General features: G+C 63.4%; 23 protein-coding genes. 2 read left to right on the forward strand and 21 right to left on the reverse strand.

What is annotated here, in order from left to right; translation table 11 throughout:
* Window positions 1-46: 46 nt before the first annotated feature.
* Window positions 47-748, reverse strand: a complete 702-nt coding sequence (rpe, locus tag ABEA02_RS17685) for a ribulose-phosphate 3-epimerase (RefSeq protein WP_345534426.1) — start codon at window positions 746-748, stop codon at window positions 47-49.
* A 110-nt stretch (window positions 749-858) separates the two neighbouring features.
* On the opposite strand from rpe, the gene apaG reads away from it, so the two are divergent.
* On the forward strand, window positions 859-1254 hold the full coding sequence (gene apaG / locus ABEA02_RS17690) for a Co2+/Mg2+ efflux protein ApaG (RefSeq protein WP_345534427.1): 396 nt from the start codon (window positions 859-861) through the stop codon (window positions 1252-1254).
* 172 nt (window positions 1255-1426) lie between these two features.
* On the opposite strand, the gene ABEA02_RS17695 is transcribed toward apaG, so the two are convergent.
* From ABEA02_RS17695 to ABEA02_RS17770, 16 genes are all read right to left on the reverse strand, one after another.
* Complete coding sequence (locus tag ABEA02_RS17695) at window positions 1427-2125, reverse strand: tetratricopeptide repeat protein (protein WP_345534872.1); 699 nt, start codon at window positions 2123-2125, stop codon at window positions 1427-1429.
* Entirely contained in the window at window positions 2125-3825 is a 1701-nt protein-coding gene (gene mshL / locus ABEA02_RS17700; protein ID WP_345534428.1) for a pilus (MSHA type) biogenesis protein MshL, read from the reverse strand. Before mshL ends, ABEA02_RS17695 begins: the two co-directional genes overlap by 1 nt.
* A complete protein-coding gene (locus tag ABEA02_RS17705; RefSeq protein WP_345534429.1) occupies window positions 3822-4238 on the reverse strand; it encodes a hypothetical protein in 417 nt (138 codons plus the stop codon). The genes mshL and ABEA02_RS17705 overlap by 4 nt, the downstream gene beginning before the upstream one ends.
* Window positions 4223-4885, reverse strand: a complete 663-nt coding sequence (gene gspM / locus ABEA02_RS17710) for a type II secretion system protein GspM (protein WP_345534430.1) — start codon at window positions 4883-4885, stop codon at window positions 4223-4225. Before gspM ends, ABEA02_RS17705 begins: the two co-directional genes overlap by 16 nt.
* Window positions 4882-5511: a PilN domain-containing protein gene (locus tag ABEA02_RS17715; RefSeq protein WP_345534431.1), complete on the reverse strand. Its 630-nt coding sequence runs from the start codon at window positions 5509-5511 to the stop codon at window positions 4882-4884. Before ABEA02_RS17715 ends, gspM begins: the two co-directional genes overlap by 4 nt.
* The gene (locus tag ABEA02_RS17720) at window positions 5508-6446 is read right to left on the reverse strand and encodes a hypothetical protein (protein WP_345534432.1); all 939 of its coding nucleotides are present in this window, start codon (window positions 6444-6446) and stop codon (window positions 5508-5510) included. Before ABEA02_RS17720 ends, ABEA02_RS17715 begins: the two co-directional genes overlap by 4 nt.
* 43 nt (window positions 6447-6489) lie before the next feature.
* Window positions 6490-9315, reverse strand: a complete 2826-nt coding sequence (locus ABEA02_RS17725; RefSeq protein ID WP_345534433.1) for a DUF6701 domain-containing protein — start codon at window positions 9313-9315, stop codon at window positions 6490-6492.
* Window positions 9312-9743, reverse strand: a complete 432-nt coding sequence (locus ABEA02_RS17730) for a hypothetical protein (protein WP_345534434.1) — start codon at window positions 9741-9743, stop codon at window positions 9312-9314. Before ABEA02_RS17730 ends, ABEA02_RS17725 begins: the two co-directional genes overlap by 4 nt.
* A complete protein-coding gene (locus ABEA02_RS17735) occupies window positions 9733-10548 on the reverse strand; it encodes a type II secretion system protein (RefSeq protein WP_345534435.1) in 816 nt (271 codons plus the stop codon). The genes ABEA02_RS17730 and ABEA02_RS17735 overlap by 11 nt, the downstream gene beginning before the upstream one ends.
* Complete coding sequence (locus ABEA02_RS17740) at window positions 10529-11086, reverse strand: type IV pilus modification PilV family protein (RefSeq protein WP_345534436.1); 558 nt, start codon at window positions 11084-11086, stop codon at window positions 10529-10531. Before ABEA02_RS17740 ends, ABEA02_RS17735 begins: the two co-directional genes overlap by 20 nt.
* Window positions 11087-11327: 241 nt before the next feature.
* Window positions 11328-11831: a pilus assembly FimT family protein gene (locus ABEA02_RS17745; protein WP_345534873.1), complete on the reverse strand. Its 504-nt coding sequence runs from the start codon at window positions 11829-11831 to the stop codon at window positions 11328-11330.
* Between the two features lie 43 nt (window positions 11832-11874).
* Window positions 11875-12360, reverse strand: a complete 486-nt coding sequence (locus ABEA02_RS17750; protein WP_345534437.1) for a prepilin-type N-terminal cleavage/methylation domain-containing protein — start codon at window positions 12358-12360, stop codon at window positions 11875-11877.
* A 107-nt stretch (window positions 12361-12467) separates the two neighbouring features.
* Complete coding sequence (locus tag ABEA02_RS17755; RefSeq protein WP_345534438.1) at window positions 12468-12941, reverse strand: hypothetical protein; 474 nt, start codon at window positions 12939-12941, stop codon at window positions 12468-12470.
* A 16-nt stretch (window positions 12942-12957) separates the two neighbouring features.
* Window positions 12958-14184 (reverse strand): type II secretion system F family protein, encoded by a 1227-nt coding sequence (locus ABEA02_RS17760; RefSeq protein WP_345534439.1) that lies wholly within the window; start codon window positions 14182-14184, stop codon window positions 12958-12960.
* A gap of 11 nt (window positions 14185-14195) precedes the next feature.
* Entirely contained in the window at window positions 14196-15899 is a 1704-nt protein-coding gene (locus ABEA02_RS17765; protein WP_345534440.1) for a GspE/PulE family protein, read from the reverse strand.
* 174 nt (window positions 15900-16073) lie between these two features.
* Complete coding sequence (locus ABEA02_RS17770; RefSeq protein WP_345534441.1) at window positions 16074-16598, reverse strand: YgjV family protein; 525 nt, start codon at window positions 16596-16598, stop codon at window positions 16074-16076.
* A 123-nt stretch (window positions 16599-16721) separates the two neighbouring features.
* Between ABEA02_RS17770 and ABEA02_RS17775 the strand changes: the two genes are divergently transcribed.
* Window positions 16722-18059 (forward strand): sensor histidine kinase, encoded by a 1338-nt coding sequence (locus ABEA02_RS17775; protein WP_345534442.1) that lies wholly within the window; start codon window positions 16722-16724, stop codon window positions 18057-18059.
* A gap of 200 nt (window positions 18060-18259) precedes the next feature.
* On the opposite strand, the gene argJ is transcribed toward ABEA02_RS17775, so the two are convergent.
* From argJ to ABEA02_RS17795, 4 genes are all read right to left on the reverse strand, one after another.
* The gene (gene argJ / locus ABEA02_RS17780; RefSeq protein WP_345534443.1) at window positions 18260-19495 is read right to left on the reverse strand and encodes a bifunctional glutamate N-acetyltransferase/amino-acid acetyltransferase ArgJ; all 1236 of its coding nucleotides are present in this window, start codon (window positions 19493-19495) and stop codon (window positions 18260-18262) included.
* 73 nt (window positions 19496-19568) lie between these two features.
* Window positions 19569-21011, reverse strand: a complete 1443-nt coding sequence (locus tag ABEA02_RS17785) for an HDOD domain-containing protein (protein ID WP_345534444.1) — start codon at window positions 21009-21011, stop codon at window positions 19569-19571.
* A gap of 71 nt (window positions 21012-21082) precedes the next feature.
* Window positions 21083-21298 (reverse strand): KTSC domain-containing protein, encoded by a 216-nt coding sequence (locus ABEA02_RS17790; protein ID WP_345534445.1) that lies wholly within the window; start codon window positions 21296-21298, stop codon window positions 21083-21085.
* Between the two features lie 112 nt (window positions 21299-21410).
* Complete coding sequence (locus ABEA02_RS17795) at window positions 21411-23297, reverse strand: potassium transporter Kup (protein ID WP_345534446.1); 1887 nt, start codon at window positions 23295-23297, stop codon at window positions 21411-21413.
* Between the last annotated feature and the right edge of the window lie 93 nt (window positions 23298-23390).

The raw sequence follows: 23390 nt of genomic DNA on the forward strand, positions 1-23390 counted from the left end.
CAGTGAGTGCAAAGTCGCTGGATTCCCGCCTTCGCGGGAATGACGGTCAGAGCGAGCCGAGTTGCGCGCGCATCGCCGCGATCACGCTGTCGTAGCGATTGGCGTCCCCTGCCTTGGCCGCCCCGAACACGGCTGAGCCCGCTACGAAGGTGTCAGCACCAGCGCGGGCGATCTCGGCAATGTTGTCGATCTTCACACCACCATCAATCTCCAGCAGGATGCGGCGGCCGGTCTCCTTCTCGTAGGCGTCGAGGCGCGCACGTGCGGCACGCAGCTTGGGGAGCGTCGAGGGGATGAAGCTCTGGCCGCCGAAGCCCGGGTTCACCGACATCAGCATGATGAGGTCAATGCGATCCATGACGTGGTCGAGCCAGTCGAGCGGCGTCGCCGGATTGAAGACCAGACCCGCCTGGCAGCCCTGGTCACGGATCAGCTGCAGGGTGCGATCAACGTGGCGCGAGGCTTCAGGGTGAAAGGTGATGATGTTGGCGCCCGCCTTGGCGAACATGGGCACGAGGGCATCGACGGGTTCAACCATCAGGTGCACGTCGATCGGCGCCTGGGTGTGAGGACGGATGGCCTGACAGACCAGCGGGCCCACGGTGAGATTGGGTACGTAATGGTTGTCCATCACGTCGAAGTGCAGCCAGTCGGCACCACTGGCGATGACGTTGATCACTTCTTCCCCGAGGCGGGCGAAATCGGCGGACAGCAGGCTGGGGGCAATGCGGAAAGGGGGGCGGCTCATGAAGGATTCCTGTAGTTCGGGCTACCGGAGCGTGACGAAATTGACAAAAATGCGAGCAAAGCGTGACAGGCTCCCGGGTGCGTCGTGCTGCTCTGCGTTCCAATAGCGGGATGGACGCACCCAGCAAAACACCCTCCAAGTATCTCATCCAGATCGAGGCCTCTGCCGAATATGTTGCGGCGCAGTCTGAGCCGGATGAGGGACGTTACGTCTTCGCCTACCGGATCCGTATCCGGAACGCAGGCCAAGCCCCTGCCCGCCTGCTGTCACGGCACTGGATCATTACCGATGCCGACAGCCAGCAACAGGAAGTGAAAGGCGATGGCGTGGTCGGCGAGAAGCCGCTGATCCAGCCCGGAGAACACTACGAGTACAGCAGCGGCTGTTCCATCCCCACGCCGCTGGGGACGATGCGCGGCAGCTATCGCATGGAAGCAGAGGACGGCACGCTGTTCGATGCCGAGATCCCTGAGTTCATGCTCTCGGGCCCGCGCCTCCTGCACTAGTTCCGGTGGGTTGTGCGACTGAAGTCGCACCTACGAGGGCTCTTCGTGCGTGATGTTGTGCGACTGAAGTCGCACCTACGAAGGCCGTTCGTGCCGGGTTCGCTGGGCTGACTTCCATCGGCCAAACCTCGTGTGGCATGCGACTGAAGTCGCACCTACCGCCCTGTGCTGGCTAGGGTGCGGCTTCGCGCGCCCGGATCTCGGCGCGGGCAGTGAGGTCGCGCAACATGCGCTCCCCCTCACGGCGCGAATCCGGCGACAGCTGCGGGCTCTTGAGTGCACGGCGAATGCTGCCGCTGGCCCGGTCCGGTGCGCCCAACGCTTGCTGCGACACGGCCACGGCCAGCCATAATTGCGGCTTGGCATCCGGCAGTTGCAGGGCGCGCTCGAAGTAAGCCAGCGCCTCGTCATGCAGCCCGGCCTCCTGCGCCAGCAAGGCTGCGAATGCCAGGTATTCGCCTTGCATCGCACCCTCCAGCTCGCCCCGCTTGAGGCTGGCCAGCGCCATGGCCGGGTTGCCACGCATGGCCTGCAAGCGTGCCAGCACCTTGAGCGAAGCCAGGTCGGTCGCCGGCTCCAGCACGGTCTCAGCTTCGTCGAGTTTGCCGCCATCAACGAGCAAAGTCGCCAGCAGCATGCGCGCGTTGATATGCCCGGGTGTTGCCGTCAGCTGGCGATGCAAGGCCGGCACGGCCTCGGCGATGCGCCCCTCGCGTACCGCCTGCACAGCCTGCTCATAGGCGCTGCGCTCAACCGGCGCGGGCTTCGCCGCCGCTTCCTTCGTCTTGCTCGCAACGACCTTGGCCGCACCGGCTGGCAGCGACAAAGCGCAAATCAACGCGAGCAGCAAGCCGTGCTTCAGCCCGCGCATCACGGCCGGTCTCCCAGCAGATTGCTACGGTCCGAACCGCTCTCACCCGTCAGCCGACGGATCTGCACCTGGCTGCGGCTGATATCGTTGGCCCAGTCGGACGGTGCCATGATTACCGTGGGCTTGAGCAGGATGACCAGTTCGCGACGTTCTGTCTCGCGGCCTTTCTGTTTGAACAGGCTGCCCAGCAGGGGAATCTCGCCCAGACCCGGCACCTGGGAATCGTTGTTGTTCGAGGCCTGACGGATCAGGCCGCCGAGCGCGATCATCTGACCATCGAGCGCTTTCACGACGCTATCCATCTCGCTGATCTGACTGGACGCCAGTGGCAAGCGGAAGTTGCCCAGCGCGCCAAGGTCGATCTCCTGCGTCACCGAAGTGACCTTGCTGATCATGGGGTGCACATGCAGGGTGATCTGGTTCTCCTCGTCGATCTGCGGCGTCACGTCGAGCGAGATGCCGGAGAAGAACGGTTGCAGCGTGAGCTTGGGCGACACAGTCGAAGCCCCGCTGGCACTCGTCGAGGTGTTGGTGCTGACCTCGGTGACGAAGAAGTCATCGTTACCCACTTTGAGCAAGGCCTTCTGGTTGTTCAGCGTCGCCACGCGCGGGCTCGACAGCACATGCACCCTGCCCTGCTCCTCCAGCAGATTGAGCACCGCCGAGAAATTGCTCGTGCGCAGCACCATGCCGAACATCGCGCCAGCCGCGTTGCTGACGTTACCAATTGCGCGTGCCGCCGAGCTGGTGATCGGCGAAGTCGTGATCGCACCGCCCTGGCTCATGCTGCTGCCCGGCGTCAGTTGTCCTGCCGTGACACGGTTTCCGCCGAAGAGCGCCCAGTTGATGCCACTCTGGAAATTGTCATTGAGGCTCACTTCAAGGATCTTGGCCTCGATCACGACCTGACGTTCCAGCGCCACCTGCGAAGCGCGCAGGAAGGCCTCGACCTGCGACAACTCGCCCGGCATCGCACGAACGACGATCACACCACTCTGCGGGCTGATCACCACGCGACGCCCTTCGTCCTTGCCGACAATGGTGTTGACCGAGGTCGTCAGGTCGCCCCAGAAGTCGCTCTGCCCCGTCGTGGAAATCTTGCTCGTCACCACGGCATTGTTCTGCGCCCCCCCTGAGCCGCCCGAACCACCGCCGGACGCACCTGCGTCGCCCACCGAGCCCGAGATGACGCGGATGTCCGACGAGCCACGACGCACACCGTTGAGGTAATTCACCTTCATGATGCGCGTCTGCAATGTCTGCGGCTGCACCATGATGCGCGAACCATCGATCTTGTATTCGTAGCCGTAGAGTTGCTGCAAGGCAGACAGCGCTTCGGGCACCGTGACGTCCTTGAGATTCACGGTGATGCGGCCCGTCAGGTCATTCGGCAGCAGCATCGAATAACGCGTGTCGCTGACCATACCGAGGAAGACCTCACGCACCGGCGCATTGCTGACGACAAGGTCGAAGCGCGGCTCGACGAGTTTGTCGAGCTGTGGCGGCATGTTCATGCGTAACGACGGGTAGATTTCGTCGCGTACGGCGCCGGAGGTGCGGGTCGATGCATCCGGCAGACGCGCAGCGCTGTCGATCTCGGCGCGGATCGCTTCGCGCGGTTTGTCGTGCACCTTGGGGTTGCTGGAGCAGGCCGCGAGGCCCGCGCACAGCAACGCCAGCTGGATTCGGGTGAGTGTCATGGTTTGCGTTCCCCCTCGACGGGTTTGCTGGAAGCGGCTTCCAGCCTTTTCTCTTGTTTCTTGACCGGTGCGGCAACGCGCAGCACGCGGCGTCCGGATGGACTGACCAGTACGGCCGAATCGGCGCCCAGACTCTCCAGTCGATACGCCCCGATATGTTCTCCCACGGCCAGGCGGCGGCCATTGATCAGCGCGGTGGCGCGGCGCGACGAGCGCTGCACCGCCTCCAGCACCAGCGCTTCGGCAGCCTCGGCCGACTGCGGCGCGCTCGAAGCCCCCCGCAGAAATGCGGGTGCCGGTCGCGTCGGATCATGAAACTCAGCCGCACCCAACCACAACGGGAGGCACAACGGCAGACATAGCGCAGTCATGACAAACGACTTGACGACAGCGCGGCTCAGAGCGAAATCCATGGCCGCTCCAGACTCAGGGTGTAAAGGCGGATCTTCAGCGTCGACTGCGGCCACGCCACCGTGGTCAGCGAGACGCCATCGAGCTGCGCCCTCCAGGGCAGATCCTCGACCTTGCGCAGGTACTCGGTCAGCGCCCGGTAATCCCCCTGCACCGTGACCTCCAGCCCCTGCCGGTAGAGACTGGGCCCGCCCGCTGCGGGGCCTGACGCGGAAGTATCCGCGAGCAGATCTTCGGTCGGCAGCGAACGGATCGACGACAGCGTCACGCCCTTCTGTGCCGCAATCAGGTCCTGCAACATCGCGCGCATCTTCTCCGGACCCATGATGGGCATGCTCATGCCCGTCATGCGCTCACGCAGGGCACGGTTGTCAGCGCGCAGCTTGTCGAGCTGCTGTTGCACCTGAGCGTCAGGCGACAGCGCATTCGCCTGGCTGAGCGCCAGCTCCTGCTCGCGCAAGGCTTTCATGATGCTTTCGCTCTGTTCCATGGCCTTCCTGGCCTGCGTATGACGCAGGCTGGCCGGGTCCAGCACCATGACCCAGAACGCCCCCAGCAGGACCGCCACAACCCCGACGAACACGGTCACGCGCTCCCGCGGTTGCAGGGCATCGAAACGATCTGCCAGCTGGAGCCACTGCTTCTTCATGGCGCCCCCCTTGGCTCATCATGCGCGCGCACTGCAGACAGGCGGAACGCATAGGCCGTCGCGCCGCCATCGGCCGACACCGTGGCCTGCCCCAGCTCCAGCCCGCCGAAGCGCTGGCCCGCAAAGGCCGTGGTCTGCTTGATCTGTTCCAGCCACACCGGCAAGTGCGCTGCCGACATGGTCATGCCATCCAGCGCGATGCGCTCGCCCGTCACATCAATCGCCGTCAGCCACACGCCGTTGGCCGGCCGCTCGGCCAATGCCGCAAACAAGGCGGCACGGCTGCGTGTCGGCTGCTGCGTGCCGAGCAAAGCCAGCTGGCCAGCCAGCTGCTGCAGGCGGTGCGATTCACCCTCGGCTGCCGATTGCTCGGCCAGCATCTGCGGACTGGCGACACGCTTGCTGCTGCCTTGCTCCAGCTGCCCCAGCAAGTTCTGCTTGGTCGTCACGCGCTGGGCCGACATGACGGCCTCCCGCTCATAAGTCGCCACCTGCGAAAGCACCAGCACCGAGAACGCCGCCAGCACAACCGCCATGACGACCAGCGACAACATCATGCTGTTGAACTGGAAGAAGGGCTTGGGTGGCAGCAGCGCAGGATTGACGAGATTGATCTGCTGGCTCATGCCGCCGTCTCCTGCGATCGCAGCGCCAGCCCCAGCGCATGAAAGAGCGCCCCCTGCTCGGCAGCCGACGCTGGCAGAGGGCACTCGCTGCAGTCGAACAGCGTGGCGAGGTCGATGGCACGCGCTGGCAGGTAGAGGTGTTCAATGAGCAGGCTCAGCAGCTCGTCGGCGTACTCGAATGGTGCCAGCCACAGGGTGGACACCGACAGCCACGAATACTGGTGCTCCAGCACATCCACCGAGCGCTGCAGATCCAGCACAAGGCGATCCAGTTGCTCGCGCCGCTCCTGCACATCCAGCGCCAAGCCTCCGGGCAGCTCGAACTGCCGCGTGAAGTAGAGGGTGCCCGCGCGACTGGCTGTCAGCAGGCAGCTGTTGCCGCAGATCGACAGCACGGCCGTTGCGCGCTCCGGCTCTTCCAGGCGGTCGGCCATGTTGCGCTGGGCCATCTCGGGAATATCGATGACGTCCACGTCGGAATTGAAGATCCGGAAACCCAGCATCCGCTCCCGCACCACATCGTTGCTCGCTGCGGCCACATAAGCCATGGCGCGCCGCCCTCCGGCAGGTGCTTCAGGCGGCGGCGCCACGTCCAGCGTCACTTCATCCACGGGCAGGCGGAGCATGTCCTTGACCTGCCAGCGCACCGCTGTCTTCAACTCTTCGGGCGGCACCGCAGGGGCCTCGATCTGCAGCAACTGGTATTCGTTACGTTCGAGCAGCACACGCACTTGCGTGCTGCGCAGGCGAATCTGCCGCGCCATGCTTTCAAGCCTCTGCTGCACGCTGGCAGCCGTCGAGGCCAGGCATTGGGCCAGCCGCAGTCGCGGCCGTGCTTCGCCGACGCCGACAAGCTGCACGGCCGCAACGAAGCCTGGCTGTACAGCCAGACTGACGGCACTCATCGATGCGCTGCGGCGCTTGAAAGAAAACATGCGGCGAGGGCTTCCGGGGACTGACCTGCCTCGCGGCGGTCAGTCAGTACACTTCACGCAAATAGATCACTTTGTCACTCGTGCGAGCGCCAAAACGGATACGCGCGCGCGGGTTGTCATCATGGAGGTAGCTGTCAGCCACTGCGCTGCAGGCAGGCAGGGTCTGGTCCACGTTATCTACGTTGTACTTCAGGTAGTCCGGTACCGATAAGGCGAGATCAAGATAACCTCCCCCGCTATTCGTCGGTTTGGACAAGGACAACGCCAGGTTTCCGCCCGACAGGGTCGCCGTGCCCCCGGCGGATACAGCCCCTGAAGTGGCCGCCACACCGGTCAGACTGCCATAAAGGCCAACGCCCCCGCCGCAGTAGAGCGTTGCTGTGGTCGTGCTGGTCATCGAGACTGTCGTCGGTACGGTCATGCGCGAACAGCTGTCGGCCGTGTTCTTCACGAACACGCTACCGTTCCAGTACTGCGCGTATGCCGGCACGGTCAGCCCCTGCAGGGACGAGCCGTAGGCGTTGTCGATGCGGAAACGGCCGAAATACAGGTTCGTCGTCCCCAGACTGAGACCGTCGTTGGCGCCCACGAGATCGTGGTTCCAGTTCGGGTTGCGCATGCCCACACCGTCCGGGTCGGTTGCCACGACACCGACGCTGGCGCCGCTGTAGGGCCCATCTACCGTACTGCCGGAAGAACGCTGCACGGTCAGATCAGCCGCGATGTTCGCCACCCCGGCACTGAACGCACCGCAACTCGCGCAACTCGCTGTGAGGCGCGAATTGAGCAAGGTCGCCCCGCTCTGCACACCAAATGCCAGCCCATTGCTGCCGGCACTGGACACCGGCGCCATGTTTAGTCGCGCAAACGTGCCGCGATAGTTCTGCGTCGTCGTGCCACTGGCATTCACCGCCGTCAGCACGAACAGGCTGCGCAGCGACTCTCCGAGGTAGGTAAAACTGCTGGAACAGCTCTCGGCACCACCGATGGTTGTCGTGGTATTGATGTCGCTACGGTCATTGATGGTGTTGCTCGTCACCGTAAAGCCAGCAGGCACGAAGCGGCCGGAGTTGCTGCTGGTGCCGGCAGGCACGGTGTAGCTGCTGAAATAGCCATTAGTGGGCGGCGTCGCGGTGATGGTGAACACACCGACCTCCGACACGGTCTGCGTCGCCTGCGTTGCCGTGCCGCCACTGCTGACGCTGATCGTCGTCGGGCTCAGGGTGGCATTCACGCCACCACTCGGCGCAACGAGCGTGGAACTGAGCGCCAGATTGCTCTGAATGTAGTTCGGCGTGGTCGGCAGCGAACAGGTCGCCGTGGCGGCCTGATAGGCCTTGCCCGTCACGCGCAGGTTGAAGGCCGTACCCGCACTGGTGAACTTCGTGCAGGTCGTGTCCGCCGCCGTGCAGCCCCAGTTGGCATCAGGGCTGTCAACGCACAGGGCATAGGGTACGGTGACAAAGGCGGCGTTCCCGGTCATGGTCAAACCCGAATCACCCGTGCCCGCACTACCGTCGTACTGCGCGTAAAGCGTCAACTGCCCGGCGTCCGCGTAGTTGAGCGTCAGGTTGCTGGCTGTGCCGGTACTGTCGAATGTCAATGACACGCTCGTGCCCGGGCTGGCCGTACCCACCGTCGTGCCCTGCACGGCGAGGGTCTTGGTGCCCGATGCCGGACTGGTGTAACCGGTCCAGAACTTCACGGTGCGCGTCACGCTGGCGAAGGCCGGCGTGCAGTTCAAACCGTTGTCGGACTTCCGTACCGCAGCGACCGAGAAGCGCGTGCTGCCACTCGAGGTCACACCCGCCGTCTGCCCCGGAATCGTCAGCAGCAGACCCGAATCGGCAAAGCTGTATTGGCAACTCGCCGCCGTAGACCCATTGAGCAGACAGACCGTGCTGTTGGTTGCCGCTGGTGAACTCGTTGCGCTCAGCGTCGTTGTCCCGACACTGGTCTTGGTCAGCGTGGTTGTCGTACTGCCGGTGAAGGTCAGCGAAGTGCTGCCCAGGGTGCCGCTGGTAGCGCCGAGGGTCACCGTCGCCGAGCTGCCGGACAAGGCGCTGCAAGCCGCATCCGTGCAGGCCTTCACCGTGACCGTGCTGGGTGTGCAAGTCAGTGGTGAACCGCTGATTTCGAGCTGGATGTGGTCGATCGTCGAGGCGCTACCGGCGCCGATGATGACTGTCGCGCCAATACTCACCGCACTGCCAGACAGGCTGCCCGACTGCGTGCCGCCATTGCCGGACGCGCTCATCACGAAGTTGCTCGAAAACAATCCGACCCCGGTACTGCCTGACCCGGCACGGTTGCTTGGCCCCGCGCTGGCACTGTTCTCAAGGCCGAGTGTTGCCGTATAGCTGCCGTCGTTCGAAGCGAAGAAGGCCAAACGGCCACTCCCAGCGGCGCACGTGACATGCACATTGGGCGCTGTCATGCCAGAGCCGCCCCCCGACGCCTGCAGGTTGCTGCCACAGATCGGCGAGCTGAGGCTCGCACCGCGCACATTGATGATGACGCCGTTGCTGGCGTTGCTGGCACCGGTTCCCGCAATGGTGAAGGTTTCCGTTCCGCTGGTATCGCCGTCCCAGGTCGTTTTGTAGTAGATCTGCTGCTGCAAGCCACTTGCAGTCGTGCTGGCCCCCGTGATCTTGGTCCAGCCGGCAGGCGCGGTGATCGTCGCATCGGACTTGGCGATGATCTGTGCGATCAGCAAGTCACCCGACACCCCTGACGAACTGGGCTTGAGATTCAGCGTGTCAGGGCCCGTACCGGTCTTGACCGTGCCGCCATAGAACGTGATCGCTGCCTGTGCGGTTACACACGCGCAGGCCAGCGCCAGACACATCAGGTTTCGCAGGATCTTCATCGCTCGGTCACCACCACGAGTTGTCGTTCCACATAGTCACTGCTGCCCAGCTCGCTAACCGTGCTCGACGGACAGCTCGCCCCGGTAGTCGTGCAAGCCGTCGAGGTGATCTGATAGATCGTGCGCGCCGTGCCGCCCTCGGTGAAGGCCGTGCTGCTGCAGGCCCAGGTGATCTTGAAACCCGTCAGCTGCGACACACCGGACAGCGTGCCCCCCGCGCAGGTCCCGCTCACCTGTACGGCATACAGTCCGGTCGCGATACCCAGCCGCGCGGCCTGCACGGCACGTGCCCCTTGAATATCCTGCGCCGCACCGACGTTACTCGCCATCGTGATGTGCACGAGGAACGCCCCCAACGTCGCCAGAACCACCAGCAGAAAGATGGCCGCCGGCAAAACGAACCCGCGTGCGTGACGATCAGGGCGCATTGCTCACCTGCATGGCGTGGGTGAGATTGACGCTCTCGCCATCCTGCGCAATCGACAGCGTGATGTAGAGCAAGCCATTCTGGTCGATGGCAGCCTGCGTGTAGTCCACGCTGCAGGCACCGATGTTGCTGGCGAGCACAGCCGTGCTCGCACCGACAGGCGTACTGGTCGGCTGCGAGGCTTGCTTGGCGTATCCCTGAATGCGTGTGAGGCTGCCACCGCTGGTACAGGCGTAGCTGACCGGGGTGCTGATGATCTGGAATCGACTGCCCGGTGACGCATAGGGAAAAGTCTTGGCCGCAATCGTCACCGTGCTCGCACCGATAGCCGACAGCGCGCTGGTGTTGTTGCTGGCGTAGGCATCTGCCCCGGTAGTGCCGAGGTTGTAGATGGCCAGCTCTGTGCCCGAGGGGATGGGACTCAGCGATGGCGCTGGCCCGACAAAGCTGAGCGTGGTGTTGCCGGCGGAGAGATTGAGGGGAGAAGCGCCGCAATCCGTCTCGTTGCAGTAACGCCCGGCCGTCAACACAGGCAGGAACTCGATGTACCAGGTGCTGCCGCTCTGCGTGACGCGCACGCTGTTGGGCAGCGCACGCTGTATGTCACGCCGCATGCGGCGCAAGGCCGTGTCGGCCGCATCGACCAGCGCCACGCGACGGGTGGCGTCCATTACGCCTTCCATGGGTCGGCGGATGAAAATCGCAATACCTGCGCCGAGGATGCCCGTGATCACAATCACCACGATCATCTCGATCAGGGTGAAACCTGCCTGCGACCGGCTGCGCTCAGATGCCGTTGGGTGCATAGCGCAACCTGTAGCCGGTCAGGGTGAAGCTGGTTTCGCCGGGCAGCGACACCGTCACGTCAATGCGCAGCGCCGCTGTGTTGTCGGCCAGCCCGAGCGCCGTACCGGCGTTGGTGATGGCCACCGATGCCGAGTAGCTACCGAGACCGCTGATGATGCTGCTGCTGTTCACTGGCGAGCGGATGCCCGTCATCGTGAAGCCGTGATAGTCCCCGACGTTGTCGAAGGGTACGGTCTGGCTGTAACGGTCTTCGCCCGCCGTCGGCCCCAGCGTCTGCTGCGACGTCGTGCACCCTGCGTAACTGCTGGCCGTCGTCACCGCTGCGTCGTCGGGGTCGCACCAGGTGAAGGCCTTCTTGCTGATCTCTTCGAGCAACGACTCGGCGATTGCCACCTGTTGCTTGAGGAGCATGGGGTTCGTACTGTTGCGTACGCTGAAGTTCATCGCCCCCAGCACACCCAGCAGGCCGATGGAAATGATGACGATGAAGACGATGAGCTCAATGAGGGTGAGGCCTGCCTGGGTAGAAAAGCCCACCTTCGCTGCGCAACGGCCGGAGGCCCATAGGTGCGGTTTCAACCGCACAAGCGCACATCGCAAACCGCCAGGTGTCTCCGCGTCACCGTGTTGGCGGTTTGCGGCGCGGGTTTGTGCGGTTGAAACCGCACCCACGACATCTGGCTTCAGCGTGCAAGGTCCGCCTTCAGCCTCACCGAGACTTTCCCCGAAGCGCAGCGCGCCAGCGCGGGAATGACGGCATCGAGTTTCGTGGCGCCACTCAACGCACATAACCCGTCTCCGCCTCGATAACGACGTTCTGCGTGAGGCTGCCGGCCGTCACGGCCAGCGTCTGCGCACTGGAGAAGCTGGGCTTGCCGAGCGCGTCGTAAGTGAAGCTCAGCGCGGTGATGCTGACACCACTCGGTGCTGCCTGTGACCAGGCGCTGCCGCTGGAAGGATCGATGAGACTCTGGTTGCAGCTGCCGGCACCATAAGCCGTGGCGTACTGCAGCGTGAGCGTATTGCTGGCAACGGCCACGCACACCATGCGCCGCTTGGCTACGGCAGACTTCTGTGCGAAACGCAGCGACTGCTGGATTTCCTGTTTGAAACCGAAGACGTCGAATTCGCTGCGCGTGAAGAACTTCGGCATGGCCACAGCGGCGAGAATGCTGAGCACCACCATCACCGTCACCAGCTCAGGAAGCGTGAAACCCCGTTCAGAGCGGCTCTGGACGGGGTTCTGTGCAGAAGGGTGACGACACGTCGGCAGGCACTGCATGGCAAAAAGCACGGGCTTGCCGCCCGTGCTCTCCGGGTAAAACTCAGCAGTTGGTCGTGGTCAGAGCAGTGCTGGTAATGACCGGAGGAGTCCCCGACGCCGTCGAATCGACGACGGTGAAACTGCACGCCGATTTGGTAGCGTCCGCGATGGTCATCGTCTTTGCACCCGCCGTGCCCGACGCTGTCGTCGTGAAGTTCGCGTCGAGACCAGCCAGGTTCTTGCCGCTGATGAGGTAGGCATCGGCCGCAGGATAGCCATTGACCATCTCGGTATTGACGTTGGCTGTCAGGGTGCCCCCCTCATAAGCCACTGCCGTGGCACCGGTGGGCGAGCCGACCGCCAGCCACTTGGCATGAATCAGGGTGATTGCAGAATTGACCGAGCCCACAGCCCCCTGCATCTTGGCGATGCGCGCTTGCGAACTCATATCGACGAACTTGGGCAGGGCGACGGCGGCGAGAATGCCGAGGATGACCATCACTACCACCAGTTCGATGAGCGTAAAGCCCGATTGTTTCTTGATCATGTGTGTCACTCCAGTACGTATGGGGAAAACAGGCTTGCTGCCAGCCTTCGAGGGGATTCCGCGGATCGGACGCCGGGTCACGACGCCACCAGTGCAGACAGCAAGTCCTAGAACCACTCAAATGGAGTAACGGTCAGGATGTCGACTTCTTTAGAGGCCTCAGACCGCTCCGAGATTCGCCAGGCCAAAGACTCTGTGTCGGTTTGTGACTGAAGTCGCAGATACGCCCTGCGCTTGGGTGCGTAGTGCAGCGTCTGGGTGGCTTCGCGGTAGTACCAGCTGCCCGGCGGGACGGAAACACCCGGCAAGGGCGCTTCCGGCAGATAGCCGGCGGGGGCGATCTGCAGGAACCGCACGGGATTACCGCCCCGCGGCACCGGCGCTGCGCCGCGCAAGATGCGCAGGGCCTGCTCGTTGCGCAGACCGCTACGGATATTCATCACGGTGGCGCGCACCACGGTCGCTTCGGCTTCTTCGAGCAGGCGGTCGATGTAGAACGACACGGCCCACACGACGCCACCGAAGATGACGGCAGCGACGAAATGCTCAAGCAGCGGAATGCCGAAACGCGACTTCCTCATGCTGCCGGTGACCGGATCAGTGCTTGCCCATCATGGCGCTGGAAAGATTCCAGATCGGCATGAAGATGCCCAGTGCCAGCACCAGCACCATCGCCCCCAGACAGGTGATGAGGATGGGCTCGATGCGCGCGCTGAGGTTGTCGATTTCGTATTCGACCTCGCGGTCGTACATGTCGGCCACCTCCTGCAACAGTCCGTCCAGGTCGCCCGACTCCTCGCCCACCGCAATCATCTGCAGCACGACAGGGGTGAAGATCCTGGCCGTCGCAGCCGTGCGCAGGATGCTCTCACCGCGCTCGATGCCACTCTTCATCTGCTCGATCTTGGCTGCGATGTAGGCGTTGTCGATGACCTGGGCCACGAGCGTGAAGGCCGGCAGCACCGGCAGGCCACTACGGAACGCCAGCGCAAAGCTGCCGGTGAGGCGCGCCAGCATGGCCTTGTTGATGGTGCTGCCGACGATGGGCAGACGCAGCTTGAGGTGGTCCCACTGGTAACGTCCGTTCGGTGTATTGATCCAGGAGTACACGCCGAAAGCGGTGAGAACGGCGACCCCGAGGACGACGTACCAGTAGTGCACCGAAAATTGCGAAACGCCGATGAGCACGCGCGTCATCAGGGGTAGTTCGCCGCCGAAGGAATTGAAGACCTTCGAAAAAGCCGGAATCACCATCATGTTGATGACCACGAGCGCCGCGGCCATGGCGATCACGACAAAGCTGGGGTAGCGCAGCGCGGCCTTGATCTTGCCGCGCATCTCTTTCTCGAAATTGAGGTGATCGAAAAGGCGCAAAAAGATCTGGTCCAGCCCGCCGGTCTGCTCGCCGACGCGCACCATGCTGATGTAGAAGGTGTCAAAGCCGCCCGCGTCCTTCATCGCAATACTCAGCTCGCGCCCCGAATCCAGGCTATCGCGCAGCTTGCCCAGCACCTCGGCAAATGCCGGCGTCGTCGCCGAATCGCGCAGGCCGGCCAGCGCTTGCAGTACGGGCACGCCAGCTTTCAGCAAGGTGTACATCTGGCGGCTGAAGAACATGACTTCTTCAACGGTGATCTTGTTTTTCTTGCTGTGCTCCGACAGCAGCGGGATCAGCCGGACGCGCGCTTTCTCCGGCGCGATGTCGATGGGAATCAGGCCGCGGCTGATCAGAACATCGGCCACGGCGGTCTTGTCGGCGCCATCCAGAACGCCCTGTGCCAGACCGCCCTGCGCATCGCGCGCCTTGTAACTGAAAGTCGCCATGGCTCGTCTTCTTACTCGTCGATCTGGGTGGAGACGCGCATCGCTTCACCAATGGTTGTCTCGCCGGCAATCATGCGGCGCAGCGCATGGGCACGCATGGTCTTGCCCTGCAATTGCTGACGGGCCAGCCTGCTGAAATCGCCGACGTGATTCCGCCCCAGCGCCTCGGCGAGTGGCGGCGACATCTCCAGCATTTCATAGACCGGTGCGCGGCCCGCGTAGCCCGAGTTGTTGCAGTGGGAGCAACCGCGCCCATGCTGCAGCTGCAGACTTGCGGCGCCTTCGCCCACCATCAGCTTGAGCCAGGTCAGCTCGGTGGTTTCCGGCTGGTAGGGGCTCTTGCACGACACACAGATCGTACGCACGAGGCGCTGGGCGATCACGCACAAAAGGGTCGTCGACAACAGGTAGCCCGGTACGCCCATGTCGAGCAAGCGGGCCGGCGTGCTGGCCGCGTCGTTGGTGTGCAGGGTCGACAACAGCAAGTGGCCGGTCATGGCTGCGCGCACACCAATCTGTGCCGTTTCGGCGTCGATCATTTCGCCGACGAGCACGACGTCCGGGTCGTGCCGCAACGTCGAACGCAAGACCTTGGCAAAGGTGAGGTCGATCTTGCTGTTGACCTGCACCTGGCTGATACCGGGCAAGCGGTATTCGACCGGGTCTTCGATAGTGATGATCTTGGTGGCAGGCGAGTTGAGGTGCGCCAGGGTGGCGTACAACGTCGTGGTCTTGCCGCTGCCTGTCGGGCCAGTGACGAGGATCATGCCGTGCGCGTGGCCACTCACGCGTCGATAACCTTCCAGCATCTCGGGTGGCATGCCGATCTTGCCCAGCTCCAACAGGCCGGAGTTCTGCGCCAGCAGACGCATGACGACCGACTCGCCGTACTGCGTGGGCATGGTCGACAGGCGGATGTCCACGCTCTGCTGCTTGACCTTGACGTTGAAGCGACCGTCCTGCGGCAGGCGTTTTTCCGAAATGTCGAGCCCGCTCATGAGCTTGAGACGCAACACCAGCGCAGGGCCAACGCGGCTGTCGACTTCGGTCTGCAGGTGCATCTCGCCGTCGATGCGGAAGCGGATCTGCAGCTTGAACTCCTGCGGCTCGATGTGAATGTCGGAAGCCTTGATCTGGTAGGCATCCTCGAAGATGGATTGCAACAACTTGACGACAGGGGCGTCCTCGGCCGTCGATTCGACAGCCGATGTCGTGAAGTCCAGGTAACCGCTGCCAAGATCCTTCTGCAACTCCTTGGCCAGACCCGAGATCTCTTCAGTGCGGCGGTAGAAGCGGTCAAGACGCGCCAGCAACTGCGATTCGGCCAGCACCGCGAGCGCGATGTCCTTGTTGAGGGTGCGCGCGATCTCGTCGTAGCCGAACACGTCCGACGGGTCGGCCATGCCCAGCAGGTACTGGTTGCCCATGTCTTCGAGCACCAGCGCGCGGAAACGCCGCGCCATGGTTTCGGGCAGTACGCCAGCAGTTGCGGGGTCGATGTCCTTGTCACGCAGGTCGACGAAGGGCACGCCGATCTGGTTCGCGATGGCGATCGCGATCCGCTCTTCGGTGACGATACCGCTGTCGATGAGCACACGGCCGAGCTTGCGCCCGCTCTGCTTCTGCTGCGCCAGCGCCTCTTCGAGCTGGGCGGTCGTGATCAACCCGCCCTGCACCAGCAACTCGCCCAATCGGTATTTCTGCGGCTTCGCCATGCCCTGCATTCCCGTCATGCGGGGCGGTTCGCCCCCATCGGAGCCTTAACGGCAGGGCAGCCGATGTGCTTTAGGGGAAGCAGACCGACCTGGCTGGCGCCCTGCTGCGTCTCGCTCCCCTTGACGCCGACCTGTTGTCAGTGCGAGCAACGGACGCAGCCTTTTGCTGCGCGATTACGCCAGGCGAGACACCGCATCCCGCCGCAAACGCCAGATCGTCCAGCAGTTGGTACTGAGAATCACCAACTCCAGTGCTGTGCCGCCATACGAACCGCTGAGGATGTTGTTGACCACCCACAGCCCGGTGCCAACGAGCATGAGCAGACGCATGCGGATGCCGGACAGGAAAAACAGCGCGGTCGTGCCAATGCACGAGGCCATGATGGGCAACAGGGAAAGCGGCCCCTTGTAGAGCCAGATGCCCATGGAGACGGCAAGCCCGATGAAAAACGCCGCAACCCAAGGAGAGCGGCTTCGAATGGATGCCAGAGAACGTCCCAGTGACACCGCAGAGCTGGCCGCAGCCGTCGGCACCCCCAGCAACCAGAAATGCACGACGTAGGCCACGCATTCGATCGCCATGTAAATCTTGAAACGCAGGTCGCTCTTCTGCAGGAAACACCCTACGCCGAAGGCAAAAGCGAGATAACCGAACAGTTGGGGAACGGAGAAGAGGTCAGACAAGGTGTGGGTGGTCATGCGGATGAACCGGGGGTGAGGCCAAGGATGGAGGCGCCGATTTTACGCTCCGAACGCACTTCAGCTCCGGGAGGCCTGCGCCGTTAAGGAGAGGTGCACGCTGCACCAGGGAGCCTCTCCATCATGCCCGCCACCGATCTTGACGACGCCGTTGCCGAAGAGATGCTGCGCATGCATGTGACGAGCACGCCGCCCATCATCGTTGCGACCCTGGCCAATGCCAGCCTTGTCTGCTTTCTGCTGCGCGGGGGTGTGGAACCCGCGTGGGCACTGAACGTCTGGTGGTGTGCATTTGTGTTGCTGATGGGGGTGCGCCATGCCGCGAGCAAGGCCTGGATGCGCGACGCCGCACGTCGCCAGCGCAATCGCCTGTGGGAGCGTCGCTTCGCGCTCATCGTAGGGCTCGGAGGCGTGATGTGGGGGCTGCCGGGCACCCTGCTCTATCCGACCGCCGAGAGTGGATTGCAGCCCATCAGCGCACTGGTGCAGATGGGGGTGTCGGCAGCGGCCGTCATGTCCCTGACCAGCGTGCAACTGATCTACCGCAGCTTCTTTCTCGCCATGATGGTGCCGAGCAGTGCCTGGCTGCTGACCACAGGCGGGCACATTGAGCGCCTGACAGCGCTGGCACTGGGCCTCTTCACTTTGCTGTTACTGGTCGGTGGCAAGCGCGCGGGTCGCAGCCTGGAAGAAGGCGTACGCCTGCGCTACCAGCTTGCCGAGGCTCTGGGGACCGCCGAGGTGGCCAGACAGACTGCCGAGCACGCACACGCGGCGAAAACGACCTTCCTGACCAATATGTCGCACGAATTGCGAACGCCCTTGCACGGCATCCTGAGCTTTGCCGCGATGGGGCTGGAGCGTGCACCCGATTCGCGGATGCAGCAGTACTTCTCCCGCATCCGCCACAGCGGGGAGCGATTGCACAGGCTGATCAACGACCTGCTCGAAGTGTCGCACGCATCACAGGCAACACTGGACGCCACGGCCGGTGAGATTCGCGCGGTGGATCTGCGCAGTCTGCTGTCCAGCCTGGTCAGCCGCCGACAGGATCAGCTTGATGCGCGCGGCTTGCGCGTCAGCACGAAGACTAGCGGCGAACCACGCTCCGTGAGCGGAATGTATCTGCCGCTCGAACGACTCTTCGATCACGTACTCAGCAACGCGATCCGCTATGCGCGGCCGGATACCGAGATTCGTTTTGACCTCCACTGGAAGGAGACGGAGCTGGAAGTCGTCGTCGCCGATCAGGGTGTAGGCATCCCTGAGGGTGAACTGGAGAGCATCTTCGAGCAATTCACGCAGAGCAGCCGCACCCGCAGCAATGCGGGCGGCACAGGACTGGGACTGAGCATCGCGCGGCAGATCGCCCGGCAGCATGGGGGCGATATCGTCGCGCGCAACAACAGCGATGGCGGCGCCGATTTCATCGTGCGCCTGCCCTGCAGCGTGCAGGCGTAATTCCCGTCCAGCGCAGAATGCAGGCGTCGCACGATGGCGGGAGGAATACGTAGGTGCGCATAGGTGCGCCTAGGTGCGGTTTCAACCGCACAATCCCGCGCCGCAAACCGCCTGGTGCTCTCGCGCAGAGGCTCTGGCGGGTTGAAACCCACACTGCAGAGCGGGCCCGCGCCCACTCTGCCAATGCCGACGCAACCGGCTCAGGAACGGTAGTCGGCGTTGATCTTCACGTAGTCGTACGAAAAGTCGCAGGTCCACACCGTGGTTGCTGCCGCACCACGCGCGAGATCGATGCGCACCGTGATCTCAGCGTTCTTCATGATGCACGCGCCGGCCTCTTCGACGTAGCTGACAGCACGCCCACCCTTCTCGGCGACCAGCACCTCTTCACCACCACCGGCGAGCCAGACGCGGATGCCATCGACATCCAGGTCATCGACGCCAGCGTAGCCAATGGCTGCAAGGATGCGACCGAGGTTGGGGTCTGACGCAAAGAATGCCGTCTTGACCAGCGGCGAATGCGCCACGGCATAGGCCACCTTGCGGCACTCTTGCAGATCCTTGCCACCCGCCACGGCAATGCTCATGAACTTGGTAGCCCCCTCGCCATCGCGCACGATGGCCTGGGCCAGCCATTGCGACAGTTCGATGACTGCCTTGCGCAGCGTCTGCCCCGCTGCCGAGGACAATTCGCTGATCTCGCTGCCGACCTGACCCGTGGCGATGAGGATGAAGCTGTCATTGGTCGAGGTGTCGCCATCAACCGTGATGCTGTTGAACGAGAGGTCCGCCGCTTCGCGCACCAGCGATTGCAGCAGCGATTGCGACACCTTTGCGTCCGTGGCGAGGAACCCGAGCATGGTCGCCATGTTGGGGCGGATCATGCCGGCGCCCTTGCTCATGCCGGTGAGGGTGATGGTCTGGCCATCAATCTGGATCTGGCGCGAAGCACACTTGGGCTGCGTGTCAGTGGTCATGATGGCGTGGCAGGCCTCGAACCAGCCATCCGCCTTCAAGGCCGCCTGCGCGGCCGGCACGCCTGCTGACAAACGATCTACCGGCAGGTGTTCGAGGATCACACCGGTCGAGAACGGCAGAACAGCCTCCGCCGGCACGCCCAGGGCCTGCGCCACGGCACGGCAGCTGGCGCGCGCATTGGCCACACCCTGCTCACCCGTACCGGCGTTGGCAATGCCGGTGTTGATGACCAGTGCACGCGTCTCCGCGGTTTCAAGGTGAGCCTTGCACACTTGCACCGGTGCTGCGCAGAAACGGTTCTGCGTGAACACGCCCGCTGCGCGGCTGCCGGGCGCCAACTCGACGAGGGTCAGATCGCGTCGGTTGGCCTTGCGGATGCCTGCCTCGGCGGTACCCAGGCGGACGCCTTTGACGGGCAGGAGTTCGGTGGCAACAGGCAGGGGCAGATTGACGGGCATGACGGACCTCGGTGAAGCGGTGTTGAAAGACGGGGGAGTCTATCACCGCCACCTGAAGCCTTTATTGCCTGCGTTACTGTCGCCGGGCCCCCGCCGCGCTCATGGCGGCAACGTGCTCGAACGACAGACTGGCCTGCTGCACAAAGTGCAGGAAGCCTTCCCAGATCTCTTCGTCCGGCACCTGTACACCGCAGTCGGCATAGAACACGCCGATGGCACGGCCGTGTGTCGAGATTGGCGCGATGAACGCCTCCTGCTGGCCCGTCACCTTTTCGAGCCGCGCGGCATTGAGACCGCGCATGTTGTTTTCCCTGAGCCAGAAAGCCTCGTTGCGCAGGAAGACCTCATTGACCACATCGCCACGCGCACCATCGAGACGGAACTGGAAACGCTTGACCAGCGCGTCAGCGTCGCGCCCCAGGCCGGCCTTGCCGAGCAGCTGCGTGCGGTCCGGCGACAACAGGGCGAACACGGCCTGATGCATGCCCAGCCCGCGATAGATGCCCTCCAGCACCAAGAGCAGTACTTCGTTGAGGCTGGGTTTGCCGGCCAGCATCATGGCCAGGTCGCGCAGGATCTTGAGCTGCAACTTCTGATCCGGCGCATGATGGGCGCTCTCGCCGGCCAGCTCGGCCGGATCAGGCGCTCCGGGAACCGGAATGAGTCTGGCTGCGTCCGCAGCGCCAAACTGCGCGGCCACACGCGCCGCCTCGGTGGCGTTGCCGACAGCGATTTCGCGCGCCTCTTTCTCGGGACAGCCGACGAGCTCTGCATAAGCCTGGATGGCCTTGTTGGCGAGCGTGGTGTGCCAGCCACATTCGGCAGCGGCAGCCAGCCGGTAACCCAGTGCAATGGCTTTCTCAGCATTCGACGGGTGGGCGCCTGGCTCGGCAGCCGACACCACCATGCTGCCCAAGCGCCATTCCTTTGCCAGCGAACTCGTCAGGCTGCGCAGGCGGAAACCGAGGATGTCCATCTGCAGGTTGTCCGGGCGCTCGTCAGGCTGTTCGATCATGGCCTCATCCAGCAAGGTGGCGGCCTCGGCGCCAAAGCACCAGAAGGCCATCTCGCCGACCCGCCCCAACAGGGCCGCAATGAAGACCTCCTCAACTTGCTGGACGCCGCATGCCGCTGCGGCCGAACGTGCCTGCACGGCAGCGTGGAAGCAACGTGCCATCTCGGAGAGCACGCGACCACGCAAGCCGCCGGACAGGAAGGCGTCGATGAGACACAGGGACAGCACGATGTCGCCGAGCCCGTCGAAGCCCATGACCGTCACGGCACGGCTGACCGTGCTGACCGGCTGGCGTGCCGGATTGAACATCACGCTATTGGCGATCTTGAGGACTTTGGCTGTCAGCGCCGGGTCTTGCAGGATGACGCGCGACAGCTGGCCGATCGAGGCGTTTTCGTCATCGGTGATGTTGCGCACACCATCCACGGTGTGGCCGAAGACCGGCATGTCCCGGTCCCGGATACGCTCCACCCAGTCCTGCAGTCCCATGCGTCCTGCCACGTCGCCCCCCGTTGAGCCTTATGTTCTGGTGAACGGTCAACGGACGTCTGGAACCCAATCTTGAGGCAGCTTCAAAGCCGCTTCTGGGGAAACTCTTCCTCGATGTTGTCACGGTAATAGCTGGCCGGCGAGCCGCTGGACAGGAAGCGGCGGGCGATCTCGTCGCCGACACCTGTGTGCTGGACGATGCGACCACCCTCGAACTCGATCTCCAGCAAACGACTGGCGCGGTCGTAACCCGCCGAGCGGATGCCGCCACGACCGATGGATTGACGTGTGATGGCCATGCTCTCTTTCCTCAAGAAAATCCTGCAAAACCATTCCTGAACATCGTCAGGAAACGTTTATATCCGCGCGAGCGCGTGTTCACATCGACCCGTCGGGAAGTGTCAGCACACCCTAGATGACGATGCGACTACCGACCTCCACAACACGGTTTGGCGGCAGCTTGAAGAAGTTCGCCGCACTCGACGCATTGCGGAACATGAAGGCAAACAGCTTCTCACGCCACAGCGCCATGCCCGCACCCGGCGTGGGCATGAGGATTTCGCGGCTGAGGAAGAATGAGGCCATTGTGGATTCGATCGCCAGCCCCTGCTCTTCGCACCATTCCAGCGCGGCCGGCACATCCGGCTCTTCCATGAAGCCGAAGAAGATTTTCACGCGGTGGAAGTGATGGCCGATGCGCTCGACCAGTACGCGCTGCGAATTCTCGACGCGCGGCACGGGCAGGAAGCTGACGGTAACGAGAATGGTGTTCTCGTGGATCACGAAGTTGTGCTTCATGTTGTGCAGCAAGGCGTTGGGCACGCTGTCGGGACGCGGCGAGAGGAAGATCGCCGTGTGCGGCACGCGCGGCATGCTCTTGTCGGTGGCGATCATGTTCACGAACGGCACCAGCTCGATCTCGTCGGCCTTGAGCCGTTCGCCCAGCTGCATGCGGCCGGTACGCCAGGTCATGAGAATGAACAGCACGATGAAACCGAAGGCCAGCGGGAACCAGCCCCCGGCCGGGATCTTGATCGAGTTCGCCGCGAGAAAGACCAGCTCGACGATGGCCATGGGCACGAAGGCGAGGACGGCCAGCCAGTTCGGCCAGTTCCAGTCGCGCCGCGCCACCGAAAAGGCCAGCACCGATGTCACCAGCATGGTCAGCGTGACCGCAATGCCATACGCCTCGGCCAGGCGCGACGACGTCTGGAAGCTCACCACGATCAGCAAAACCAGCACCAGCAGCGCCCAATTGACCGCCGGCACGTAGATCTGGCCCATCTGATCGTCCGAGGTGTGACGCACCGTGAGGCGCGGACAGAACCCCAGCTGGATCAGCTCGCGCGTCATCGAGAAGGCGCCGGTAATGAGCGCCTGCGAGGCGATGATGGTGGCGCACGTGGCGAGGAACACCATGGGCATCAGCGCCCACTTTGGCACCGACAGGTAGAAGGGATTCTCCGCCGCCGCCGGGTTACCGAGAATCAGCGCACCCTGACCGAAGTAGTTGAGCAGCAGGCAGGGCAGCACGACGAACAGCCAGCCGATGCGGATCGGCGTCTTGCCGAAGTGGCCCATATCGGCATACATCGCCTCGCCGCCGGTGACGGTCAGGATGACGGCGGACAGCGAGAAGAACGCAGCCACTGGATGCTCGACAAAGAACAGCACGGCGTAATGCGGCGACAGCGCAGCCAGCACCTCGGGGCGCAGCACGATGTTGAAGATGCCGATGGCGCCCAGCGACAGGAACCACAAGGACACGACCGGCCCGAAGAAGCGCCCGACCATGGCTGTACCATGCTGCTGGATGACGAAAATGCCGATCAGGATCGCCAGCGTGATGGGCATGACTGCCGGCTCCAGTCTGGGCGCAATGACCTCCAGACCTTCCACTGCCGACAACACCGAAATGGCCGGCGTGATGACGCCGTCACCGTAGAACAGCGCCGCACCAAACAGGCCCAGGACAATCGCGATGTTGCGCTTCTTTGGGCGCTCCTTGGCCTGCTCGATGACACGCGCCATCAACGCCACGACACCGCCTTCGCCATGGTTGTCGGCACGCAGCACGATGACCACGTACTTGAAGGTGACGACGAACAGCAGCGTCCAGACAATCAGGGACAGGATGCCCAGCACATTGGCTGGATTGACGTCGAGGTGATGATGGGCGCCGTAAAAGACCTCTTTCAGCGCATACAGCGGGCTGGTTCCAATGTCGCCAAACACGACGCCCAACGCCGCCAGCGTCAGGGCGGAAAGCCCTTGGCGCTTGTCTCCAGATTGACCCATTCAGTGACGACTCCGCGTACAGGATTGGTCGGCGGTCACTGCCGCCTTGGTGCGGCAGGCAAACCCGCACCTTGTCCCATTACAAACGAAATT

Origin of the sequence: Viridibacterium curvum (genome assembly GCF_039544165.1) — a bacterium.
Classification (GTDB): domain Bacteria; phylum Pseudomonadota; class Gammaproteobacteria; order Burkholderiales; family Rhodocyclaceae; genus Viridibacterium; species Viridibacterium curvum.

Bases quoted from the DNA above. Each gene is read 5' to 3' on its own strand.
- ABEA02_RS17695 (WP_345534872.1), bottom strand. From the start codon at position 2,125: ATGCGCGGGCTGAAGCACGGCTTGCTGCTCGCGTTGATTTGCGCTTTG.
- ABEA02_RS17745 (WP_345534873.1), bottom strand. From the start codon at position 11,831: ATGCAGTGCCTGCCGACGTGTCGTCACCCTTCTGCACAGAACCCCGTC.
- ABEA02_RS17725 (WP_345534433.1), bottom strand. From the start codon at position 9,315: ATGAAGATCCTGCGAAACCTGATGTGTCTGGCGCTGGCCTGCGCGTGT.
- ABEA02_RS17760 (WP_345534439.1), bottom strand. From the start codon at position 14,184: ATGGCGACTTTCAGTTACAAGGCGCGCGATGCGCAGGGCGGTCTGGCA.
- argJ (WP_345534443.1), bottom strand. From the start codon at position 19,495: ATGCCCGTCAATCTGCCCCTGCCTGTTGCCACCGAACTCCTGCCCGTC.
- ABEA02_RS17720 (WP_345534432.1), bottom strand. From the start codon at position 6,446: ATGTTTTCTTTCAAGCGCCGCAGCGCATCGATGAGTGCCGTCAGTCTG.
- ABEA02_RS17775 (WP_345534442.1), top strand. From the start codon at position 16,722: ATGCCCGCCACCGATCTTGACGACGCCGTTGCCGAAGAGATGCTGCGC.
- ABEA02_RS17790 (WP_345534445.1), bottom strand. From the start codon at position 21,298: ATGGCCATCACACGTCAATCCATCGGTCGTGGCGGCATCCGCTCGGCG.
- mshL (WP_345534428.1), bottom strand. From the start codon at position 3,825: ATGACACTCACCCGAATCCAGCTGGCGTTGCTGTGCGCGGGCCTCGCG.
- gspM (WP_345534430.1), bottom strand. From the start codon at position 4,885: ATGAAGAAGCAGTGGCTCCAGCTGGCAGATCGTTTCGATGCCCTGCAA.
- ABEA02_RS17750 (WP_345534437.1), bottom strand. From the start codon at position 12,360: ATGATCAAGAAACAATCGGGCTTTACGCTCATCGAACTGGTGGTAGTG.
- ABEA02_RS17715 (WP_345534431.1), bottom strand. From the start codon at position 5,511: ATGAGCCAGCAGATCAATCTCGTCAATCCTGCGCTGCTGCCACCCAAG.
- apaG (WP_345534427.1), top strand. From the start codon at position 859: ATGGACGCACCCAGCAAAACACCCTCCAAGTATCTCATCCAGATCGAG.
- rpe (WP_345534426.1), bottom strand. From the start codon at position 748: ATGAGCCGCCCCCCTTTCCGCATTGCCCCCAGCCTGCTGTCCGCCGAT.
- ABEA02_RS17755 (WP_345534438.1), bottom strand. From the start codon at position 12,941: ATGAGGAAGTCGCGTTTCGGCATTCCGCTGCTTGAGCATTTCGTCGCT.
- ABEA02_RS17765 (WP_345534440.1), bottom strand. From the start codon at position 15,899: ATGGCGAAGCCGCAGAAATACCGATTGGGCGAGTTGCTGGTGCAGGGC.
- ABEA02_RS17730 (WP_345534434.1), bottom strand. From the start codon at position 9,743: ATGCGCCCTGATCGTCACGCACGCGGGTTCGTTTTGCCGGCGGCCATC.
- ABEA02_RS17795 (WP_345534446.1), bottom strand. From the start codon at position 23,297: ATGGGTCAATCTGGAGACAAGCGCCAAGGGCTTTCCGCCCTGACGCTG.
- ABEA02_RS17705 (WP_345534429.1), bottom strand. From the start codon at position 4,238: ATGGATTTCGCTCTGAGCCGCGCTGTCGTCAAGTCGTTTGTCATGACT.
- ABEA02_RS17735 (WP_345534435.1), bottom strand. From the start codon at position 10,548: ATGCACCCAACGGCATCTGAGCGCAGCCGGTCGCAGGCAGGTTTCACC.
- ABEA02_RS17770 (WP_345534441.1), bottom strand. From the start codon at position 16,598: ATGACCACCCACACCTTGTCTGACCTCTTCTCCGTTCCCCAACTGTTC.